The sequence below is a fragment of the Simiduia aestuariiviva genome, from assembly GCF_014192475.1.
GTDB lineage: Bacteria > Pseudomonadota > Gammaproteobacteria > Pseudomonadales > Cellvibrionaceae > Simiduia > Simiduia aestuariiviva.
The window spans coordinates 1-19,029 of sequence record NZ_JACHXZ010000003.1; the positions used below are offsets into that span (position 1 = coordinate 1).

Annotated in this window: 10 protein-coding genes; 7 read left to right on the plus strand and 3 right to left on the minus strand. The window is 48.4% G+C overall.

Going from position 1 to position 19,029, the window contains the following annotated elements:
* The 3 genes from FHS30_RS09745 to FHS30_RS09755 all read right to left on the minus strand — a co-directional run.
* Positions 1-4,001, minus strand: a 4,001-nt coding sequence (locus FHS30_RS09745) for a two-partner secretion domain-containing protein (RefSeq protein WP_183910302.1), incomplete at its 3' end; no start/stop codon positions are given.
* Positions 4,002-4,057: 56 nt separating this feature from the next.
* Complete coding sequence (locus tag FHS30_RS09750; RefSeq protein WP_183910303.1) at positions 4,058-6,022, minus strand: ShlB/FhaC/HecB family hemolysin secretion/activation protein; 1,965 nt, start codon at positions 6,020-6,022, stop codon at positions 4,058-4,060.
* Between the two features lie 33 nt (positions 6,023-6,055).
* A complete protein-coding gene (locus FHS30_RS09755; protein WP_183910304.1) occupies positions 6,056-8,623 on the minus strand; it encodes a bifunctional serine/threonine-protein kinase/formylglycine-generating enzyme family protein in 2,568 nt (855 codons plus the stop codon).
* Positions 8,624-8,935: 312 nt separating this feature from the next.
* Here FHS30_RS09755 and tagH point away from each other — a divergent pair, with 312 nt between their 5' ends.
* From tagH to tssA, 7 genes are all read left to right on the plus strand, one after another.
* The gene (gene tagH, locus FHS30_RS09760) at positions 8,936-10,549 is read left to right on the plus strand and encodes a type VI secretion system-associated FHA domain protein TagH (protein ID WP_183910305.1); all 1,614 of its coding nucleotides are present in this window, start codon (positions 8,936-8,938) and stop codon (positions 10,547-10,549) included.
* Between the two features lie 22 nt (positions 10,550-10,571).
* Entirely contained in the window at positions 10,572-11,069 is a 498-nt protein-coding gene (gene tssJ, locus FHS30_RS09765) for a type VI secretion system lipoprotein TssJ (protein WP_183910306.1), read from the plus strand.
* Between the two features lie 33 nt (positions 11,070-11,102).
* Positions 11,103-12,440 carry a type VI secretion system baseplate subunit TssK gene (gene tssK / locus FHS30_RS09770; RefSeq protein WP_183910307.1) on the plus strand — a complete coding sequence of 446 codons (1,338 nt, stop codon included), beginning with the start codon at positions 11,103-11,105 and terminating at the stop codon, positions 12,438-12,440.
* Between the two features lie 15 nt (positions 12,441-12,455).
* A complete protein-coding gene (gene icmH, locus FHS30_RS09775; protein WP_183910308.1) occupies positions 12,456-13,247 on the plus strand; it encodes a type IVB secretion system protein IcmH/DotU in 792 nt (263 codons plus the stop codon).
* A gap of 103 nt (positions 13,248-13,350) precedes the next feature.
* Positions 13,351-16,845 carry a type VI secretion system membrane subunit TssM gene (tssM, locus tag FHS30_RS09780; RefSeq protein WP_343049024.1) on the plus strand — a complete coding sequence of 1,165 codons (3,495 nt, stop codon included), beginning with the start codon at positions 13,351-13,353 and terminating at the stop codon, positions 16,843-16,845.
* On the plus strand, positions 16,842-17,534 hold the full coding sequence (tagF, locus tag FHS30_RS09785) for a type VI secretion system-associated protein TagF (protein WP_183910310.1): 693 nt from the start codon (positions 16,842-16,844) through the stop codon (positions 17,532-17,534). Before tssM ends, tagF begins: the two co-directional genes overlap by 4 nt.
* Positions 17,535-17,751: 217 nt before the next feature.
* The gene (tssA, locus tag FHS30_RS09790; protein ID WP_183910311.1) at positions 17,752-18,993 is read left to right on the plus strand and encodes a type VI secretion system protein TssA; all 1,242 of its coding nucleotides are present in this window, start codon (positions 17,752-17,754) and stop codon (positions 18,991-18,993) included.
* Positions 18,994-19,029: the final 36 nt, after the last annotated feature.

The following is a 19,029-nucleotide window of genomic DNA, read 5'->3' on the forward strand; positions in this document are numbered from 1 at the left end:
CCAATAAAACGCTCAAAGGCCATGTCGGTAAAGGTTTGAATAACCGACGTACTATCACCGACAAATGACCAAGCATCGCCACCAACAATGGTGGAATCATCATGTTGTGACGTCACTTTTACGCTGTTGGAAAACGCGATACCGTTGAGTTCGAAGCCGCCTAGGTTGTCGAGCGCCACCACCACAGCGCTGTCAGCCAGCGTGGTCACCTGGCCACCGATTATGGCGTCGACACCAGAGATGTCGTACACCAGATTGCTGACATCAACGCTATTGTCGCCAATGACTTCACTAGTGACGTCACTGGCGATAGTTAAACTATCGCCACCGCCAGCTAAATCAAGTGCACCGAAATTGCCTTCATTGGAAAACACAATGCTATTGAGCGTGATACTGTCATTGGTAAGATCGCTTGCCGTATCACCGACACCCACTTGCCCAAACAGCGTCGCGCCGCTGGCAATATCGGTGACGAATTCGATTTGAGAAAATGCGATCGCACCGCCCGTGACGGCGTTGGCGGAATTGTCCCCCGTAGACGTCCATGCCGTGTCGCTGTGACTTTGCACGCTATCCACATCATCACCGGCATTGACCAGAGCAATACCTGTAAACGCAATGCCATTACCCGTAATCGTACCATCGGCATGCAAGGCAAACATATCTGCAAGCGCTGAACCCGTTAGCAGATCACTCGCGCCAGACGCCCGCTCTAACCCGCTAAACTCAACGCCCCGACTCTCTGCATTATTGGCGCCACCGAGCAAGGTCCAGCCCATGTCGCTGGTGGAACTGTCATCGGCACCATTGGCGGTGACGCTACTTACATCGGTAAAACTGATACCCGAAACGGTAAATGCGTTGTCATTGGTGATAACAAAATTAAAATCCGTATTCGCCGTGGTTATTAGCTCGCCACCTGAAACCCCAGCAACATTCTCCAGCTCCGTCGAAAAAACTCTTAAATGCCCGCTGTTTGCATCATATAGCTCAACTGTACCAAAGGAATCGCCATCGACCAGCAGCGAACTCGTCTCATCAACGCTCACTGCATCAAAATCCGTAACGCCGCCACTGTTGCGACGCTGAAATCCTAATCCATTAACAACTATTGAATTTCCACCAAAGTCCGCATCACTAAAGCTACTCGCGGAAACCAGGACATTAACCATGCCAGCTTCAACTGATAAATTATTGTCATCAGTCACCACCTGCTCGACATTATTAAACTGAATATCTCTAGATCTTGCACCGCCATCAGCAAGTAAGGTCCAACTATGACCCGACTCACCATAGACCACATCTACTGCATCTGCATCAGCACCATTGGCAAGATCTATAGTTGTAAAATTATTGTCACCATCGATCTCTATGCCATTCGCAGTAAAGTCTTTACGGTTGGACATGGTGACCACGTCCGCGTCTTCGCTGCCGACAAACGACGTAACGTTTGTCTTAACTTTCTCAACTTGGGTAAATAAAATACCGCCAACGGCAATATTGTTGTGGCCACCGGTGAGCGCCAAGGTGAGATTACTTCGAGTGACTTCATCGTACCCCTCACCAAAATCGATTTCTGAGAATGCTGATGCACCAAATTCAATGCCGGTTTCTGTGCTAAAAATATCGTCGTCGGCATTGGATGTATCTTGATCATCGATATTTAAGGTGTCATCTTCCGCTGACAGGGTAAAGCGCCGACCGGCCGCAATCGCGACAACACCGTTAACAGACAAATTAAATGGGGTCGGGCTGCCGCTCTTAAACACCAGCTTATTGTGGCCCAGCTTCTTTCCTACCGAATCAGAAATCGACAATTCCGCGTCTTCGCCAGCAACTGTTGTATCGCTGACTGTTAAATTCTCTCCCGAAATCGCAGACAATCCAATCAATTCAATAATTTGATCAGCGCCACTTTTTATCGAAGCCTTGGGTGCCGTGCCATTGCCTAGCGGCACCAAAGAAAAGTCGATCATTGCTGAATCTAGACTACTGGCAATACTAAGCAGAGCGCCATTGGTTGTGGCGCTTTCAACACCTTCGAAACCTAAACCTTGACCACTCTGCGTCAGCATAACCTCGCTCGCTGCCGAAATATCAACATTCAGGTTAGCTAGCGAGCTGAGATCAAAGGAGTCACTACCGGCGCCACCAGTAATATTTAGCTCACTGAAAATCACACTACCGAGTGTGTTGCTGGAACCATCACCAGCTTGCCCTACAGACAAATTGACATGACCGGCCTCAATATGGCCTTGATTGACAAAACTGCCTAGGCTATTGGCAGTCAAATCTCCGCCGTTTAGGTCAACTTCATGCCCTGTGGTAATTGTTATGTCTTTATTGGACACAAGAGCTAAACTGAATTTTTTATTATTAATACGTCTAATATCGGCATCAATAACAATGCCAGCCGGCTGTTCTTCAGGTGCGGGGTTATTGGCATCCCCACCTTCCGCAATTAAAGTTAATGTTGTATCGCTTCCACCGCCCACAATTAAATCCGCGGTAACACGAATACCAAACGCATTGTTGACGCCTTCAAAATCATTGCCGGCGTTACTAATAACAGTAACTGATTGATTTTTTAGTGTATCCGAAAGATCATTGGCATTAACGTAGTTTTCGCCGCTTGCACCTTCTCCAATCTCCAAATAACCTGGATCAATCAGCCAGGTACCCGCAGCTCCTCCAGCAGACAGCGCTTCAACTTCGCCGGTTAGATTTACGATGTTTTTTCCTGAGGTTTCAACAAAACCACCATCGCCCGTCGTGCCCGCTGCATTAGCTGAAACCCGCCCTGCTACGACTGCGGTATCTTCGGCCCATACGATGACCGTGCCACCATCTCCATCAGCGGTGGCCGATGCACTAACTACTGCTCCCTCCTCGACCTTGGTAGTCTGTGCCAAACGCACATCACCCGCACCGCGATAGTCTCCCCCCACTAAAACGGATCCGCCACCTTCTGATCCATCGGCGCTAACTACAGCGCCCGCAACGACATTAACCTCTTCTCCGAGTAGGTGCACTTGACCACCAAGGCCAGCTGCATTGTTTGCGGTGACGTCTCCGGTCACGTGGGTTACATCACCTTCTATGTATACAGCCCCTGCCACACCGTTGGCATCCAGTGTGCCACCGGCGGTCACCTGCGAACCCACACCAGTTAATCTAATCACTCCGCCCGAGGTATCTATTCCGCGCGCCGTTACTGTTCCTGAATTATTTACCGCAGAATCAAATAGGCCTTTGGCAACTGACGCATCCAGTAAAACTTGCCGCCCCTCAATACCCCCAGCATTGAGCACGGCGCTGTCTACCCCCGCCTCTTTCTCCAGCACAGACTGGGTAATTTGAACACCGATCATGCCATCCGAATCAAAACTGAGTACGGCCTCACCGGCGCCCACTAGCGAAACGACATCCGCTTTAATCAGACCATGGTTGGCAATCTGCTTACCGAATAGTGCAGCGCTAGACGCATTAATAACACCGTAGTTAATAACACTTCCCGAGGCGCCATCGACCGCACGGAGTTTGAAGTCGCCATTCATAAAATCATTTGGGTCAATGTCTAATCCAGAAACTGCAATACCATTGACATTAACCGTGGCAGAATCAGTGAATAGAACGCCTTGCGGATTTACTAATAATACGTGACCGTTGGCATCAATAGTTCCGCGAATAACAGAAGCATTGTCATCCAGGATACGATTCAACACCAATGAGGACGCGGAGGGTTGAACGTAAAGTACCTTTTCATCAGCAGCCAGATTAAAGGTATCCCAATTGATAGCCATCACATCGGATATTTGATCAACTCTCGTAGTTTTATCATCCGTTGAAATCTCACCGTCACCACCAACAATGTTGCCACCTGTGGGGCCAGCACATGTAATTGCCGAATACCCAACCATGGATGTAAAGACCCCACCCATTACCAGGCTATGAAAACTGATGGCCTTAGCTAATACCTTGCGCGCTATTGACGTTTTCACGTTATCAATCCCTTTGTACTTTACAAGTGACATTATGAGCGACTCTATCGATTCATTTATTTAAGGAAAAAAGTAAAATCTACAAAAAACTGTGTATCATTATTTTGCGATAGCTGCTCGTTCGACGATTCAATTTCCAACGGTTCCGCTAGCGTAAACTGTGCCGCAAACAACTCGTCCCAGCTAAGCTTAACGATTAAACCGGCCCCCGCCATGCGGGCCCAGGAGTTAGCGCCATCCTGCTCAAAATTCACTGAGCTTCCGTAACCTGCATCGGCCAACAACCCCCACTGAAATACATCATTCATGCGCAATCCGCTGGCAATATTGCCATTCATAAATTCAGGCAAGTCAAAATACCATTCAGCACTTACTAAGCCTGCGGCGTCCGCGGAATAATCGCGCACACTAAAGGACCTAACGCCGTTAGCGCCGCCAAGCGAGAGCTGCTCAAAGGAGGGCAATAATTTTTCAGCGTATTGCCACCGCGACTTCAACACGAGCCGAGACTGAATAGCAGTTAACGGCAATGGAACAAAGAATAAACTGTTGGTATCCATTGCAAACTTGTAAAAGTCATCACCTCGTCCATCCACCACCGGATTGACGTGCTGGCCATACTGCAGCTTTACATTTGCAATATTAAGCATTCTGAATGTGTCGCCCAAAGCGTCCACATAGAGTCCAAATTCCGCTCCACGTACATGATCACCTCCACGATAGGTTTCTACGATGGAGTCCATGTCCGTTTCTTTGTCAGTGACGCTAATGCCCGAAGAGAGGTTGAAATCACGTGACCTAAACCACTTATGATCAACACTCATGGCATAGGATTTATTCACACCCTCGAGCTCCAGGCGGTTGATGATTTCATCGTCGTCACCGGATAGAGAAAACTGGTTAAAATCAGCCGAGATTTCAAATCGTGTACGAGGCCCAAATAGTGGCAAACTATACTTAATCTGTCCCAAGCTAGAATTACCCGGCGTATAGGACTTTAAAGCACCTAACGTTAGCGCATCGCCAATACCCAGCGGGTTCATCACATCCAACACACCGTAAACTCGCTTGTCGCCCGTGAACGTTGACCCGTGATTGTCCGCACGAATTGCAAATTTCCACAAACGCTCATTGCGTACTTTTAAATTCAGTGCGGTTTCGCCCGCGTTGTCGCCAGGCGTGAAATAACCGGTAACATTGAGCCCAGGCAGATCATTTAGTAGATACATGCCCTCCTCAACCTTTGCATGACTTACCAGTTGGCCCAGATGTCGATCAAATGGCTGCTGTAATTGCTCCTCCTGATACCGCTTGTTGTCGTGAGCCACCACTTTCCCTAAGCGCCCCTCCTGCACGGACAGGTTCACAACGCCATCGACAACATCCTGCGCCGGGATTTGCACCTGCGCTAAAAAAAGACCTTGTTGTCGGTAGTATCCCGTTAGATCCGCAGCTATTTCCTCTAGGTCTGCGTAACTCATTCCCCGCTCGGCATTCTGCAACTTGACGATATTGATTAACCGCTGAAGGTTTTTCGGTGTGACCCGATCAGGCATATCCTGGGCACTAATCTCGGCCAGATAACCGGCAATCTCCTCTAAATTGTCACGCGTAAACCCGTGCGCCATGACTTGATCTTCTTTCATGTACTGAACGCGTAAAGACTCCGCCATTGCTTCGATATTTTCACGTGTAATATCGAATTCCGGAAACTCCTCCAGCCGTACAAACTGAAAGCGCTTCACCGCAATTCGAGGCCCCTCTTCACGCAGTCGCTGCACCGGAATATCCGTATCTAGCTTAGGCGCGGCTGTATCGAGCGTGCGCAGCAGGAACTCCTTGGTAATATCCTGATCTGCGTCTGAACCAACATCTGATTCAAACGCCGATCGCACGGAGTTGCGAAAACTAGATTCGGCCTCTGTTGCCTGCCCGCTGGCCGATGTTACAGCACCCATAAACCAGAATGAGGCCACAGAAATAGCTAGTAATTTTTTACTGAAAAGTTTGTTTGCTTTCATAATTTTTTCCTAACACATCCCTGTCACATTCATTTATCTTCGATTTGAATCCCGCACCACGCGAAACCCAACATCATAGTTCTGACGAACGTCGTATCGCTTTTTTGTCGTCGCCAAGCAGCCACTCATACTGTCCATATAGCTGCCACCAACGGCGAGCAGTTCATCACCCTCACGCACCATTTCCGATGCGTTTCCAACGTGATTTACTAAACCATTTCGATTAGCTATACCTGCATTAGCTGCAATTAACTCGCCGCCCTTTTCAATACCACCGTATTTCAAATAACAATTTCTGTCTGGCTGCTCACGCTCACCATTAGCACCAGCGGCTCCAAACCATTCGCGGTAGGTTGGCAAACGATAGTTATACCCAGTTTGATCGCTTAGCCACGCCGTGTACTCACGGGCCTGCTCGACTGAAATTCCAGTGACCGGTAAATTTCCATTTCCAGTGACTTGTGCGTCGGAGCAGGACCCTACAGCGTTACACCAAACCATAAACTCCGACCAACTCACCTCAAACTTTCCTATCGCAATTGAGTTCCTTGACTCACCACCGACTCGCACCAGAACTGGCCCAACACCGCCAGAAAGCAAAGGATCTGCGCAGGTGTAGCGATCACCCTTACCACCTGAACCAGGCTCCAAATGCCCACAAAAATCGATTTTCATATGAGCTAAAGCAGGCTGATTTGGCAACAGCTGCTGCGCTGAAACTAGAAGGGCATGGCTACGCCTAGGATTTTCCTTGGAAAGCTTAACCAAACAACTGGCGATTTCTTTTGCGACAATCGGCTTTAGTATCTGATACTTATCGGCATCAAGTAGCGACATTTCTTGCAAAGATGCAGCCATCCCCCGACCAATATCCATCCCAAACCCGCAGCGCAATTGCCGCTCGAGTGTAGACACCAAAGCATTCACCTTTTGCTCATGCGCTCTCTGCTGCTTAAGCTGCTCGGCCTTGATTCTGGCGCGCTCTTCTGCAGCGATGCGCATAGCCTCCTGCTTTCGCTCTTCCTCTAAGCGCGCAATCAACTTCGATTTTTCTGCGTTCAAGGTACGCCTGACATCAGCAAATCGCTCTGCATTGGCCACACCCCAGCCATCAGCACGGCGCACTGTTATTTCAGCATTTTCCAGTTCACCGGCAGCGATATACTCTTTCGCTGCCAAGTAAAACAGCCCTGCAATACGCGTTTCTGCACCTGCAGGATAGCCATCGCCCGGGCTCAACTCTTTTAACTCTCGAAGCTCGTTTCGAAGATCACGCTCCCAATCAACGCTCAGCACCGCCTGGGCAATCAGTCGCTCAATGGCCTGCTTTTTATCCGCCACTCTCGACAAGACAAGCTCTTTCTGTAACTTCTCCTCAAGCTCAGCCTTATATGCTTGGTCTACCTCTTTTTGCTCCTGATATTGCGCAAAAAAGGCAGACCCCATGACCACGAGTGAAAATAAAACAACCCCTGATGCAACCCAAAACGCTCGATTTCTCCCAAAAAACAGCCGCATGAACTCTGCAGCATCTTGGACTCGGTCCTCTCTTCGAAACGCAAGTGCAGCCTCTAAAGCGCGCCATTGACGCCGCGTGATCCCTTTAAGTCGCTTGGGTTTGAGCTTTTGCTCGCAGGCTTTGTCTGCCGGCGTTTTATTGAACGGGTGCCTTCCTGCGTACATTTCATATGCCACACAGCCAAGCGCATATACATCATCACTTTGACAGGGCTCTTCGCCCTTGATCATTTCTAAACTGGCATACGCTGGCGTTAAAGCCCCTAAACTGCCTGCATCAAAGAGCGTCTTATCACTTGCAGACTCACCCAGCTCACCTGATACAGCCCTGGCAATGCCAAAATCAAAAACCTTAGCGCCCTTGTTTTTGGTAACAAAAATATTGCCCGGCTTGAAGTCAGAGTGAACGATACGCTGCGAATGTGCATGCATTAGCGCTGAAGTGATGTCCTTAAGAATGGCTTCCGCCCTTTCTTTTTCTAAGCCAGAACCCGCATTTTGCCGAATGAGCTTATCGAGAGGCGTACCATCAAGGTACTCCATTGTCATAAATACCAAGTCGGCATCACGATCAAAATCAAACACGGTAACAATATTGGGGTGCGCTAGATTTTGAGATTTACGAGATTCTCTCTGCAATGAAATAAATGCATCAGGATGCTGCCTAAAATCATCGTTTAGGAGTTTTACGGCAACGTAAGGGTCACTGTCACTCGCCTCAACCTTACGTCGGTCCAGGGCTCTATACACAGACCCCATCCCGCCAGACCCTAAAAGATTCACCAACTCAAAGCGATCCTTTATCAATGTTCTACGAGCTTCAGACGGATTGCTCGCAGCCAGAGGCAGAATATGCGCACCGGCCAACACCGTCTTATCGAGCGCTGTTATAGAAGCTGGAGTTGAATTAAGCCTGGGCTGTACGTCGGGCGACGTTGGCTTACCCGATTTTGGAACAAAAACGGTTTGATCCGCAGCGGCCGCTACAGATTGCGACGCTTTTTCTGTAACGTCTGGTCGGGTAGTTCTTCGCTGCGCGTTAGTGAGCGAGGGAACTACACGGGTTTTGTCTTCTACATCCATATAAGTAATACGCTCAATGCGATCGCCTTCCGGGCTCAGCTTTCTAACGCTTTCATGGTACGTGCGTACGCAATACAAAAAGCTGAAACTGTGGGAGGCGCGATATTACGCGAAGAAGACGAATGACGCCAAAAACTCTTGCCTTCCAACTTGTTAATGAATACGGGTGTACCAGTTAATACTAATTTGCCACCTTTATTTGTGGTGTTTGTTCACTCTCATAAACACACAACTACTAAAGCTTAAAATGCTGCGTTAGAATCGCCCGCCTGAAAGAAACCAATACATTGGAAAGTGTGACGCGGTAGACAAATGGACTTAATTCTTACAGTAATCGCCGATCCAAATGGCACAAACATGATCAACCACACCAAAGCCTTTGAGAAATCCGGAGGCTCACTCGGCAGGTCTGATCAAAATGATTGGGTGTTGCCTGACCCTGAACGGATCATCTCCTCACAACACTGCAGGGTGGATTACACAGCAGGCCAGTACACGCTTACCGACACAAGCACCAATGGTGTGTTTGTCAATGAGTCCGCCAGCGCAATTGGGAATGGCAATGTACACAATTTAGCGGACGGAGATATCGTCGGGTTAGGAGAATACAAACTTCGAATTAGCTTGCGCGCGCCCGCAAAACCCTCAACAAAATTACCTGACGGTCTAGACGCAGTCGATTTTCTTGATGAGTCCGACAAAACAACATTCAGCGCAAGCATGGCCCCACAATTGGCCGCCCAGGCTCAAGCACAGAAATTTGATGATTTTCTCGAGGCGAAACCAATAAATACCGCGCAATCTAAAAGTGATTGGGGCAGTGCCAGCGAGCACGATGTGCAAGCAGATCTAAATATCAACAAAAACACTGATCCACTCAGCATTTTTGATAGCGTGCTAGACAGCCCAGCCCCCTCCTTTGGCGCTGCTACGGCGCATAACTCAATAGAAGAAGATTGGTGGAAAGACGGCTCAACCGCAGACAATGCAGCGCCTTTAGCGCACAGCTACCAAGCGCCAGCAGTGACGCCACAACCACCGAGCGAGCCGCTGCCACCCCGTGATGCCAGCAGTGCGATACCAAACCCAATGCAGTCTCAACACAATCCGTTTGCGGCTTCTGCAGCCGTACTCCAAGGAGGCGAACTTAACACAAGCCCTCCTCAACACATGATGAATCAACAATTTTCATCTGCGCCAACAACAATGGCTAGCGCGAGTATCGCGAGCAATCAAACCACCACAAACCACACCCGTGCATCCGCACCTCTACCCAACGCTGCACAAGAATTTGGCCAAACCAGCTCCCCGGCAATCGTAAACACATCAATAGCGGGCGGACAGAGCCTAAAAGACGCCCTCGGACTGAAATCTATTTCGCCAGCCAAAGCCAATAGCCTGTTAACAGAGGTTGCCGATATTGTTAAGCAAACCACCCACCGCTTGATTGATCTCTTGCGTGCTCGCAACAGCATTAAGAATGAATTGCGAGTACAACGGACCATGATCCAAACGGCGGACAATAACCCGCTAAAATTCTCTGCTACTGCGGACGATGCGTTAAATAGTATGTTCGCGAACAACAGCAGTGCTTTTATGTCACCTGTGGAAGCCATTCAAGACAGCTTTGATGACCTATCGGATCATCAAGTGGCTGTTCTCGCGGGCATGCGTGCTGCGTATGACGCTATGTTTAAGCATTTTTCGCCCTCATCATTGGAATCGAGATTTAACCAATCAGGCAGCCTGCTGAACAGCAAACACGCCAAGAATTGGGCCTCTTACTGTGACCATTATCAATCACTTACTCGCGATCGTGAAAGCACCTACGAAGACCTGTTTGGCGAAGAGTTCGCGGCGGCATACGAAAAACAACTGACGGACTTAAAGAATGCACGCGCATTATCCCGTCGCAATAAAGTGTGAAACGACATTGTTAGGAATCACTATGCAGATTAAAAACCTATTAACTATCGCCCTGATCGCCTTCACAGTAATTATTGCTGGATGCCAAACTGCCCGGGAGACCTTAAATCTCGACACCTCGGCAAAACTTAGGATTTATGCTGAACAAGACATAAACCCAGACCAGGATAATCGTGCATCGCCTCTAGTAATTCGCGTTTTCAAGCTTGCAGATGCACGCCAGTTTGGTCGCGAAGACTTTCTAAATCTCTATGAGGACGCGGAAAATCGACTAGGACGTGATCTACTCGATACCGTGGTGCTAAAGGAAATTGCACCTGGCGAAAGTAGAATCGAAGATTTTGAACTTAGCCCAGATGTCAAATACCTCGGCCTACTGGCTGAGTTCGTGAGTTATCAAGACGCTGAAGCCATCACGATTATCCCTATTCAACCTCATGCCGGTAACGAAATAGATCTGACCATCAGCGGTATACAGATAGCGAAAGGCAACAAAGCAGCAAATAAAAAACATCGATAATTCTTTTGCTAGATACTGACCCAAGGAAAGCATATGTCGGCAATGAACAAAGTTATCTGGTCGGAAGGTATGTTCCTTCGACCCCAGCACTTTCAACAGCAGGATCGCTACTGGGAGCGCTATATTGAAGGGAAATTGGGTGCATCAAGCCCATACAATTGGGGAATTGAGTCCTTAGCAATTGACTCTGAACCCTTGAACATGGGTAAGGTATCTATCACTCAAATACGCGCAGTGTTCCCCGATGGCACGCCATACACTGCCCCTGAGATTGAAATTACCCCTGACGTATTGGATGTACCGGAAAATACGCAAGACCAATTGATATACCTCTGTATACCGTTGCGCAGACCGGGCAGCCAAGACGCAATACGCGCTGAAGAGGAGTTACCGCAGGCGCGCTACCAAACCTTTAATTATGACGTGCGCAATAGCACTGCACAGTCAAGTGAGCCTGCAAGAATCCAAATTGGCAAGCTCAGAGTGTGCTTGAAGCTTGGGTCGGATGACCTAAGCGGTTATGCGACCATTGCAATTGCGAGAGTGATAGAACGATTAGCAGATAAGCCAATAAAGCTGGATCGTGAGTTTATTCCACCAGTTCTGCGTTGCGATGTGTCAGCCAATTTGTCTGCCTACCTAGAGGAAGTCAAAGGCTTGCTGAAGCAACGCGGCGATGCACTAGGTCATCGTCTGGCCGACAGCGGTCGCGCAGGTTCCGCTGAAATCGCAGATTACTTGCTGTTACAGGTGTTAAACCGGGTTGAGCCCATACTGGGGCAACTTAGTAACCAAGAACAGGTCCATCCCTACGTGCTCTATCTGGAGCTAGTTCAACTCGCCGGCGAGCTCGCAACGTTTACAATGCCCACAAAGCGAGCACCAGTATTCAATGCCTACCAACATACCAACCTGCAGTTGACGTTTTCAGACCTTTTTAGAAGCCTACGTCAGTCGTTAAGCACGGTGCTGGAACAGTCAGCCGTGCCTCTGTCTTTGGTCGAAAGAAAATACGGCATTCATGTGGCCCCTATCAGTGATCACTCAATGATCGATAGCTGTAGCTTTGTTCTGGCCATCAAAGCTGATGTACAAACTGAACTATTAAGGACGCGATTTCCCTCCCAGGCAAAAGTTGCTCCGGTTGAAACTATTCGGGAGCTCATCACTACCCAACTCCCCGGCATTAAAATACGGGCATTGCCCGTGGCACCCAGACAAATTCCCTACCATGCGGGACACATATATTTTGAACTGGAAAAATCCGGTGAACTATGGGCTACTTTTAAGCGATCTGGCGGATTTGCCGTGCATCTTGGCGCAAACTTTCCTGGATTGACAATGGAACTCTGGGCTATTCGAAATAGTTAAGAATAGGATTTCAATATGACCGACCGTACTATCATGGTGCCAACCCCCGGCGGCCGCAGACCAACGACTGCGGCAAATCCTCAACGAAGCTATGCGCAATCACCCAATGACGAAATCTCCATTAAGCACGGCCTTAACAGGCTCGTAAACTGTGCAAATACGTTAATCGCCGTAGCGATTAAACTACGCAGCACGATCGCACATCAAAATGCACCGGATTTGCACAAGCGACTCACGGAAGAAATTAAGGCATTTGAGCTCACTGCTCGCCAGTCAGATATAGGCGATGAATACATTATCTCCGCTAGGTATCTACTGTGTACTGTTGTTGACGAAATTGTACTGAATACACCGTGGGGGGCCTCTTCAGGGTGGAGTCAGCACTCGCTTCTAAGCCTTTTTCACCATGAGACATTTGGTGGCGATAAGTGCTTCGCCCTGCTGAGCAAGTTGCTAGAAAACCCCAGCAAAAATCTAGAACTACTCGAACTTTACTACCTCTGCCTAAGCATCGGCTTTGAAGGGAAATACCGTCTCGCGCAACGCGGTCATGAACAATTAGAATCCATACGTGAAAATCTCTACAACACCATTGAACAACAAAGGTCGTCACCGGAGCAGGATCTTTCGCCACATTGGGAAAGTAACGCAATAAAGCCAAAAACTCGACTTGACTTCTTTCCCACCTGGGTTGTAGTTGCCTGCTTTTTAGCCATTTTGATCAGCAGCTACGGTGGTATGCGCTGGTGGTTAAACGAGACAACGCAACCGGTAGCGACCGAGATTCACAATCTAATCAAGCCATAAATTTGCACTTGTACTCATCTGTTTTTTTGCGCTCAGACAGCGCTCCATGGAGATAGGCATGAATCGTCTGGCCACAATCTTTACTCACAAGTTTACCCTGACTGTGTTAGGGCTCGCCGCACTTACTATAATCATATGGTTTGGCGCTGATCACATAAAATTTGGCGAGGACAACCATACATTAAGTAGATCAACGCGCATTTGGCTGATTTCAACTTGTTGGCTTCTCATAGCAATGTGGAATTTTATACTTTGGCTTGTAGAGCGAAAGCAAAATGCCGCACTTATTGACTCATTGAAGCAGCAGGATGCCGAGCCCACTTCACCTGATGAAGAGCGAGGCAATGAAGAGCTAAAAGCCATAGCCGATCGATTTAAAGATGCGCTGAACATACTGAAAAAGGCACGTTTTACCAAAGGCGGTCGTCGTCGATCACTCTACCAAATGCCGTGGTATATCATTATCGGGCCACCGGGTGCCGGAAAAACCACAGCATTGATTAACTCTGGCCTTGAGTTTCCATTAGCCAAACAAGATAACTTTCAACCTATTGGCGGTGTTGGCGGCACGCGAAACTGCGATTGGTGGTTCACCAACGACGCGGTGCTCATTGATACTGCCGGTCGTTACACCACTCAAGACAGCCATCGAACTATCGACAGCTCCAGTTGGCAGGCCTTTATTGAGCTTTTAAAGAAGTATCGACGCAGACGCCCGATAAACGGGGCAATACTCGCCATAAGCTTGCAAGACCTCATGGTTCAAACTGCAGACCAACGCGCGCATCAGGCAAAAACGTTGCGCGCTCGGATTAATGAACTGCATCAAGAGTTTGGTCTTCAGTTTCCTATTTATCTAACATTTACAAAATGTGACTTGGTGGCAGGATTTTCAGAGTTCTTTTCAAATCTATCCCAGTCCGAGCGCGAACAGGTATGGGGGGTAAGCTTCCCGTTCAGCCAAAATGAAGGCAGCCTTAAAGACAACATTAAGTCATTTGAAAATGAGTTTTATCAACTGTGTGGTCGCCTTAATCGACGTTTACTTTGGCGACTTCACCAAGAACGAAATATCGATAAGCGCAGTATATTGCAAGGCTTTCCTGCGCGAATTGAATCTTTATCAAATGTGCTGAATGATTTCATTAAGCAAACGTTTAATCCAAATCGCTATGACACCGACCCCTTGTTGCGAGGCATCTACTTTACCAGCGCGACACAGGAAGGAAGCCCCATTGACCGAATGATGGCATCGGTCAGCGCCAACTTTGGCCTTGAACGGGACATGGGTAAACAACAGGCGAATTCCGGTAAGACCTTCTTTCTAAATAGATTGCTAAAAGATGTCGTCTTTCCTGAATCTGAATTGGTAGGAATGAATCGAAAACTTGAGGCTGGCCTGCTTTGGGGACGTCGCGCAGCGATCGCCGCTAGCCTTCTAGCAACTGCAGGGACCATTACCCTATGGCTAGGCAGTATCTCGCAGAATAAGCACTACATAGCCGAAGTGCAAAATTACGTTGCTGAATATCAGGTGCAACGCGCTGCATTGCATCAAGGAACCGCAACCAATGAACTGATTGCAACTGCCTTTAGTGCGCTAGGAAAAGCACAAAGCGTATACGACCAAGAAGAGCACCCGTGGCTAAGCAATCTAGGCCTTTATGATGCATCTGTGGACGCAGCAGCAGATGATTTATACAAGCATGAATTACGCACCGTATTTATGCCGCAGATTGCGCGACAGATTGAACAGAAAATTAATCAACAGCAGCAAGATACTGACAATCTACTTGAGTCGTTACGGGCCTATTTAATGCTGTTCGACCCTGCCCAGCGCAAGCCTGCCGTTATTTCGGACTACATGAGTAAGCTTTGGCAGAACCAAATGTCGGGCAAAGCCACCCTACAAAAGGAACTGGAGGATCACTTAGCAATGGCGCTGGAGAGCGGCGATCTCCACAACATGACCCCAAATGTGCAATTAGTTCAACAAACGCAACGTGCATTAAATCGAGTGCCAATTTCTCAACGGCTTTACGCAAAGATAAGAAGTGGCGAATTAGGTGATCAAAAAGCCAACATCGTTGCCGCCATCGGCACGAGCAAACCAACTGAGCTCGGCTTAAATGAAGGCGATGAGCGCTTAGAAATACCCATGCTATTCACTAAGACAGGCTACGAAGCACTTGATTTCTCAGCCAACTCTCAGCTTTTACAGGAAGTGGAGGCAGATCAATGGCTGTACGACAGCGACGAATCCATACAGCTTTCAGACAAAGATAAAAAAGAAATTGCAGAAAACGTAAAACGGCTTTATATGGCCCACTACGTAGACACTTGGAAAAACGCCCTGCGCAGTGTCACCATAGCCCGCCATGGCGACACTAGGCAGGCAATCACACAACTGGATGAACTGTCGGACCCCATTACATCGCCGCTGTTACGACTGATTGAGCTCGCCGTTGACAACACCAGTCTCGCACCACTGCCAGACTTACCTGCCAATGTAGACGCGCCCACGAATCTTCTATCGGGAAGAGCCAGCAACGGCCTTAGATTTGCAAGTCGAGGACTAGATGCACTTGGCAACAAACTCCCATCAACGTATGTAGATGATCAATTTGTGGAGATCCACAAGCTGGCATTCAGCAACAACAATCAGCCTGCAGCCATCCAAGGCTATCTTGCGGACATCGAGCAAATAAAGGAATTGCTGATAGAAATTGACAGCTCTGCCAATCCTAGTGCAGCTGCATTCGAAACTGCGAAAACCATTTTCACTGCAGGCGGCGCCGGCAAGATCAAACAACTCCGCATCAAGGCCATGGACGCTCCAGCCCCTATTAACACCTGGCTGACCGACATCGCTGACAACACCTGGGCATTGATACTCAAGCAGGCCAAGCTGCATATAGATAGAGCATGGCAAGAACAGGTATACACCAGCTATCAGAACAATCTGCAAAATCGCTACCCGATGGCTCCCCAGGTATCATTTGAAGCGCCTATTACTGAGTTTAATCAGTACTTTAAACCTGGAGGTACCCAACATAAATTTGTTCAAACTTACTTGTCACCCTTCGTAGATACTCAACGCTGGCGGCTGAAAACCGTAGATGGACGCACCATTGGTCTATCGTCTGCTAGCTTGCGGCAATTCCGACGCGCAGATGATATACGCAAAGTGTATTTTTCTGGCGCAGGCAGCGCGAGCATGAGCTTCAAAATCGAACCCTCCAAGCTAGATTCAGGTGTACGGCTGTTTTCCCTAGAGCTTGGCGACGCACGGGTCAACTACTCGCATGGTCCCCGCACATTGAAACCGATGACCTGGGAAGGTGGTAAGGCGATGCGCGTTAGAGTCATTTTTGAAGACTTAAACGAAACGGTTCACCGAAAACATTACGAAGGAGATTGGGCCTGGTTTCGACTTCTGGATGCGTCCAAAATTGAAACTACCGCTAGCAGCAATGTGAAAACTATCACCTTCGAGGAAAATGGACGCCAAGCGGAATTTCGCTTAATCGCAAATTCCGGCATCAACCCGTTCGACAATCGCGTCCTTAGAAATTACGACTGCCCGCAATACTTATGAATATGCTCGAACGAACAATGGGTATCTACGGAAAGTTGCCGGCTCACGGAGATTTCATTGAACGAAATGTGCCTAGGCGATTCCTTGATGTCTGGGATGATTGGCTTCAGCGTTGCTTAGCAAATAGCCATGATGCGGCCGGCGAAGAATGGCTTGAATCTTACTTAACGTCGCCGGTCTGGTACTTTTCGCTCGGCCACGGCGTCATAGATGCGAACCCCTGGATTGGTATCATCGTACCGAGTGTCGATGCCGTAGGTCGATATTTTCCGCTCTCTATTATCGTACGACTTGAACCTGATGATGATCCCCATTTCACCCTTGTAAACAATAGCCAGCATTTTGATGAACTGGCTGATGACGTCATTAACGCTATGCAGCATGGATTAACTATCGAAGAGCTTTGGCCCAGCTTACAGCGCAAGGAAAACCAACACTTTGAAAGCGCAAAGCTAGCTTCTCGTCATTTATCAGATTCCAATGCCACGCTTTGTCAGATTGAAGCATCAGATCCACAACAATCATTAGCTAGATTGTCGTACGCGCATACACGGCTGGCTCACCCGTGCAGCAGCCTTTGGTATTGCAAGCCTAGCGCAGGCGTACCGAGCACCTGCATAACCCTACCTGGGTTGCCGCCTGCGGATTATTTTTGGCCGATGATAAGTCATCACTGGGACGAACTGTAAATGTGAATACTTAGCGTAGATATTGTGCAGTGGCGCACAGCTTTTTTTGCGATAAGAACGAATGTACCAACTAGGTTGCCTGCCGCACCGTAAAAGCGTTCAACTACCACAAAAAACTTCTAAACAATTTATAAGCCGTGTACTCTTGGGCCCTTCAAAAGTTCAGATTGAAATGACACAGCCAGGGAAGACCGCTAGGATCAAAGGAAATTTGTAGATGTCATTAGCTCACATCATAGATCTAGAAAGCCTTAAACAGCCCATTTCGGTTGATACACCGCAAGGCAAAGATCTGCGCACAGATCGATCCCCCACTTCAACCTATTACGCTATCAAAGATGCCCGTAACGCTGCACGTGCCGCTGAGCGCGCGTCGATGTTCGATGATGATGTTGACCTGCTCGCACCCTGGCGGCAAGTGGCTCAACTCGCACCTTCAATCTTGCAGGATGTCAGTAAAGATTTAGAAGTTGCCTGTTGGTATACAGAAGCGCTTATTCGACTCCATGGTTTAGCAGGGCTGCGAGATGGACTGGCGCTGATACGTATGCTCGTCGATGAATACTGGGACGGTCTATACCCAGAGCCCGATGAAGACGGCATAGAAACAAAAGTAGCACCACTGACAGGACTCAATGGTGACGGCGGCGACGGGACACTACTCGCACCATTGCGAAACATGCCAATTACACTAGAGGACTTCGGCGGAGAATTTTCCTTTTGGCAGTACCAGCAGGCCCGAGATGCCGATCGAATTACAGACGATGACAATCGAGAAGAACGCATATCCACTATGGGGTTCTCGCTAAAATCAATCACTGATACGGTTCTGGCTACCTCCGTCAAAGACAGTGTCGCCATTGTTGATACGCTCGAAGAATGCCTAGATTACTTTAAATCGACCAATGCGTTCCTGAGAAAAGCCTGTGAGCAATTAGCGCCACCCAGCAGCAACATCTCGAACCTACTTGAAGAACTTTTGCGTACTGCTCGATTTATATACAAAGAAAAGCTGGAAGAAAACCAGGCGCAGAGCGTACTTGACGCGCCCACAGAAGAACTGACGGAATCTCAACTCGCACATGAATCGCCAATAGCCACTCTACGATCTGTAAGTGGACCTATAGCAGATCGCGAGGACGCTCTTAAACGATTAGAAGAGGTCGCTGCTTATTTCCGACGCTATGAGCCGCATACACCCATCGGACCAAGCTTAGAGCGATTAGTCACCTGGGGACGTATGACTGTGGCAGATTTGATGATGGAACTGCTGCCTGAAGATTCCGCCAGAAATATTTTCTCACAGCTAACCGGTGTGAAAATGGATGGCAGCGATGACAGCACCTATGTAGCGCCACCAAAGGCAAAGTCTACCATAGCTACCACACCAGATAAGTCAGATGCAGATGCACAACCCCAACCGTCTCTTGAGCCAGAAACTCAGAAGATGGGTTGGTAATTCATAAACGCTTCCTTTATTAAAGCGGATAGGAGA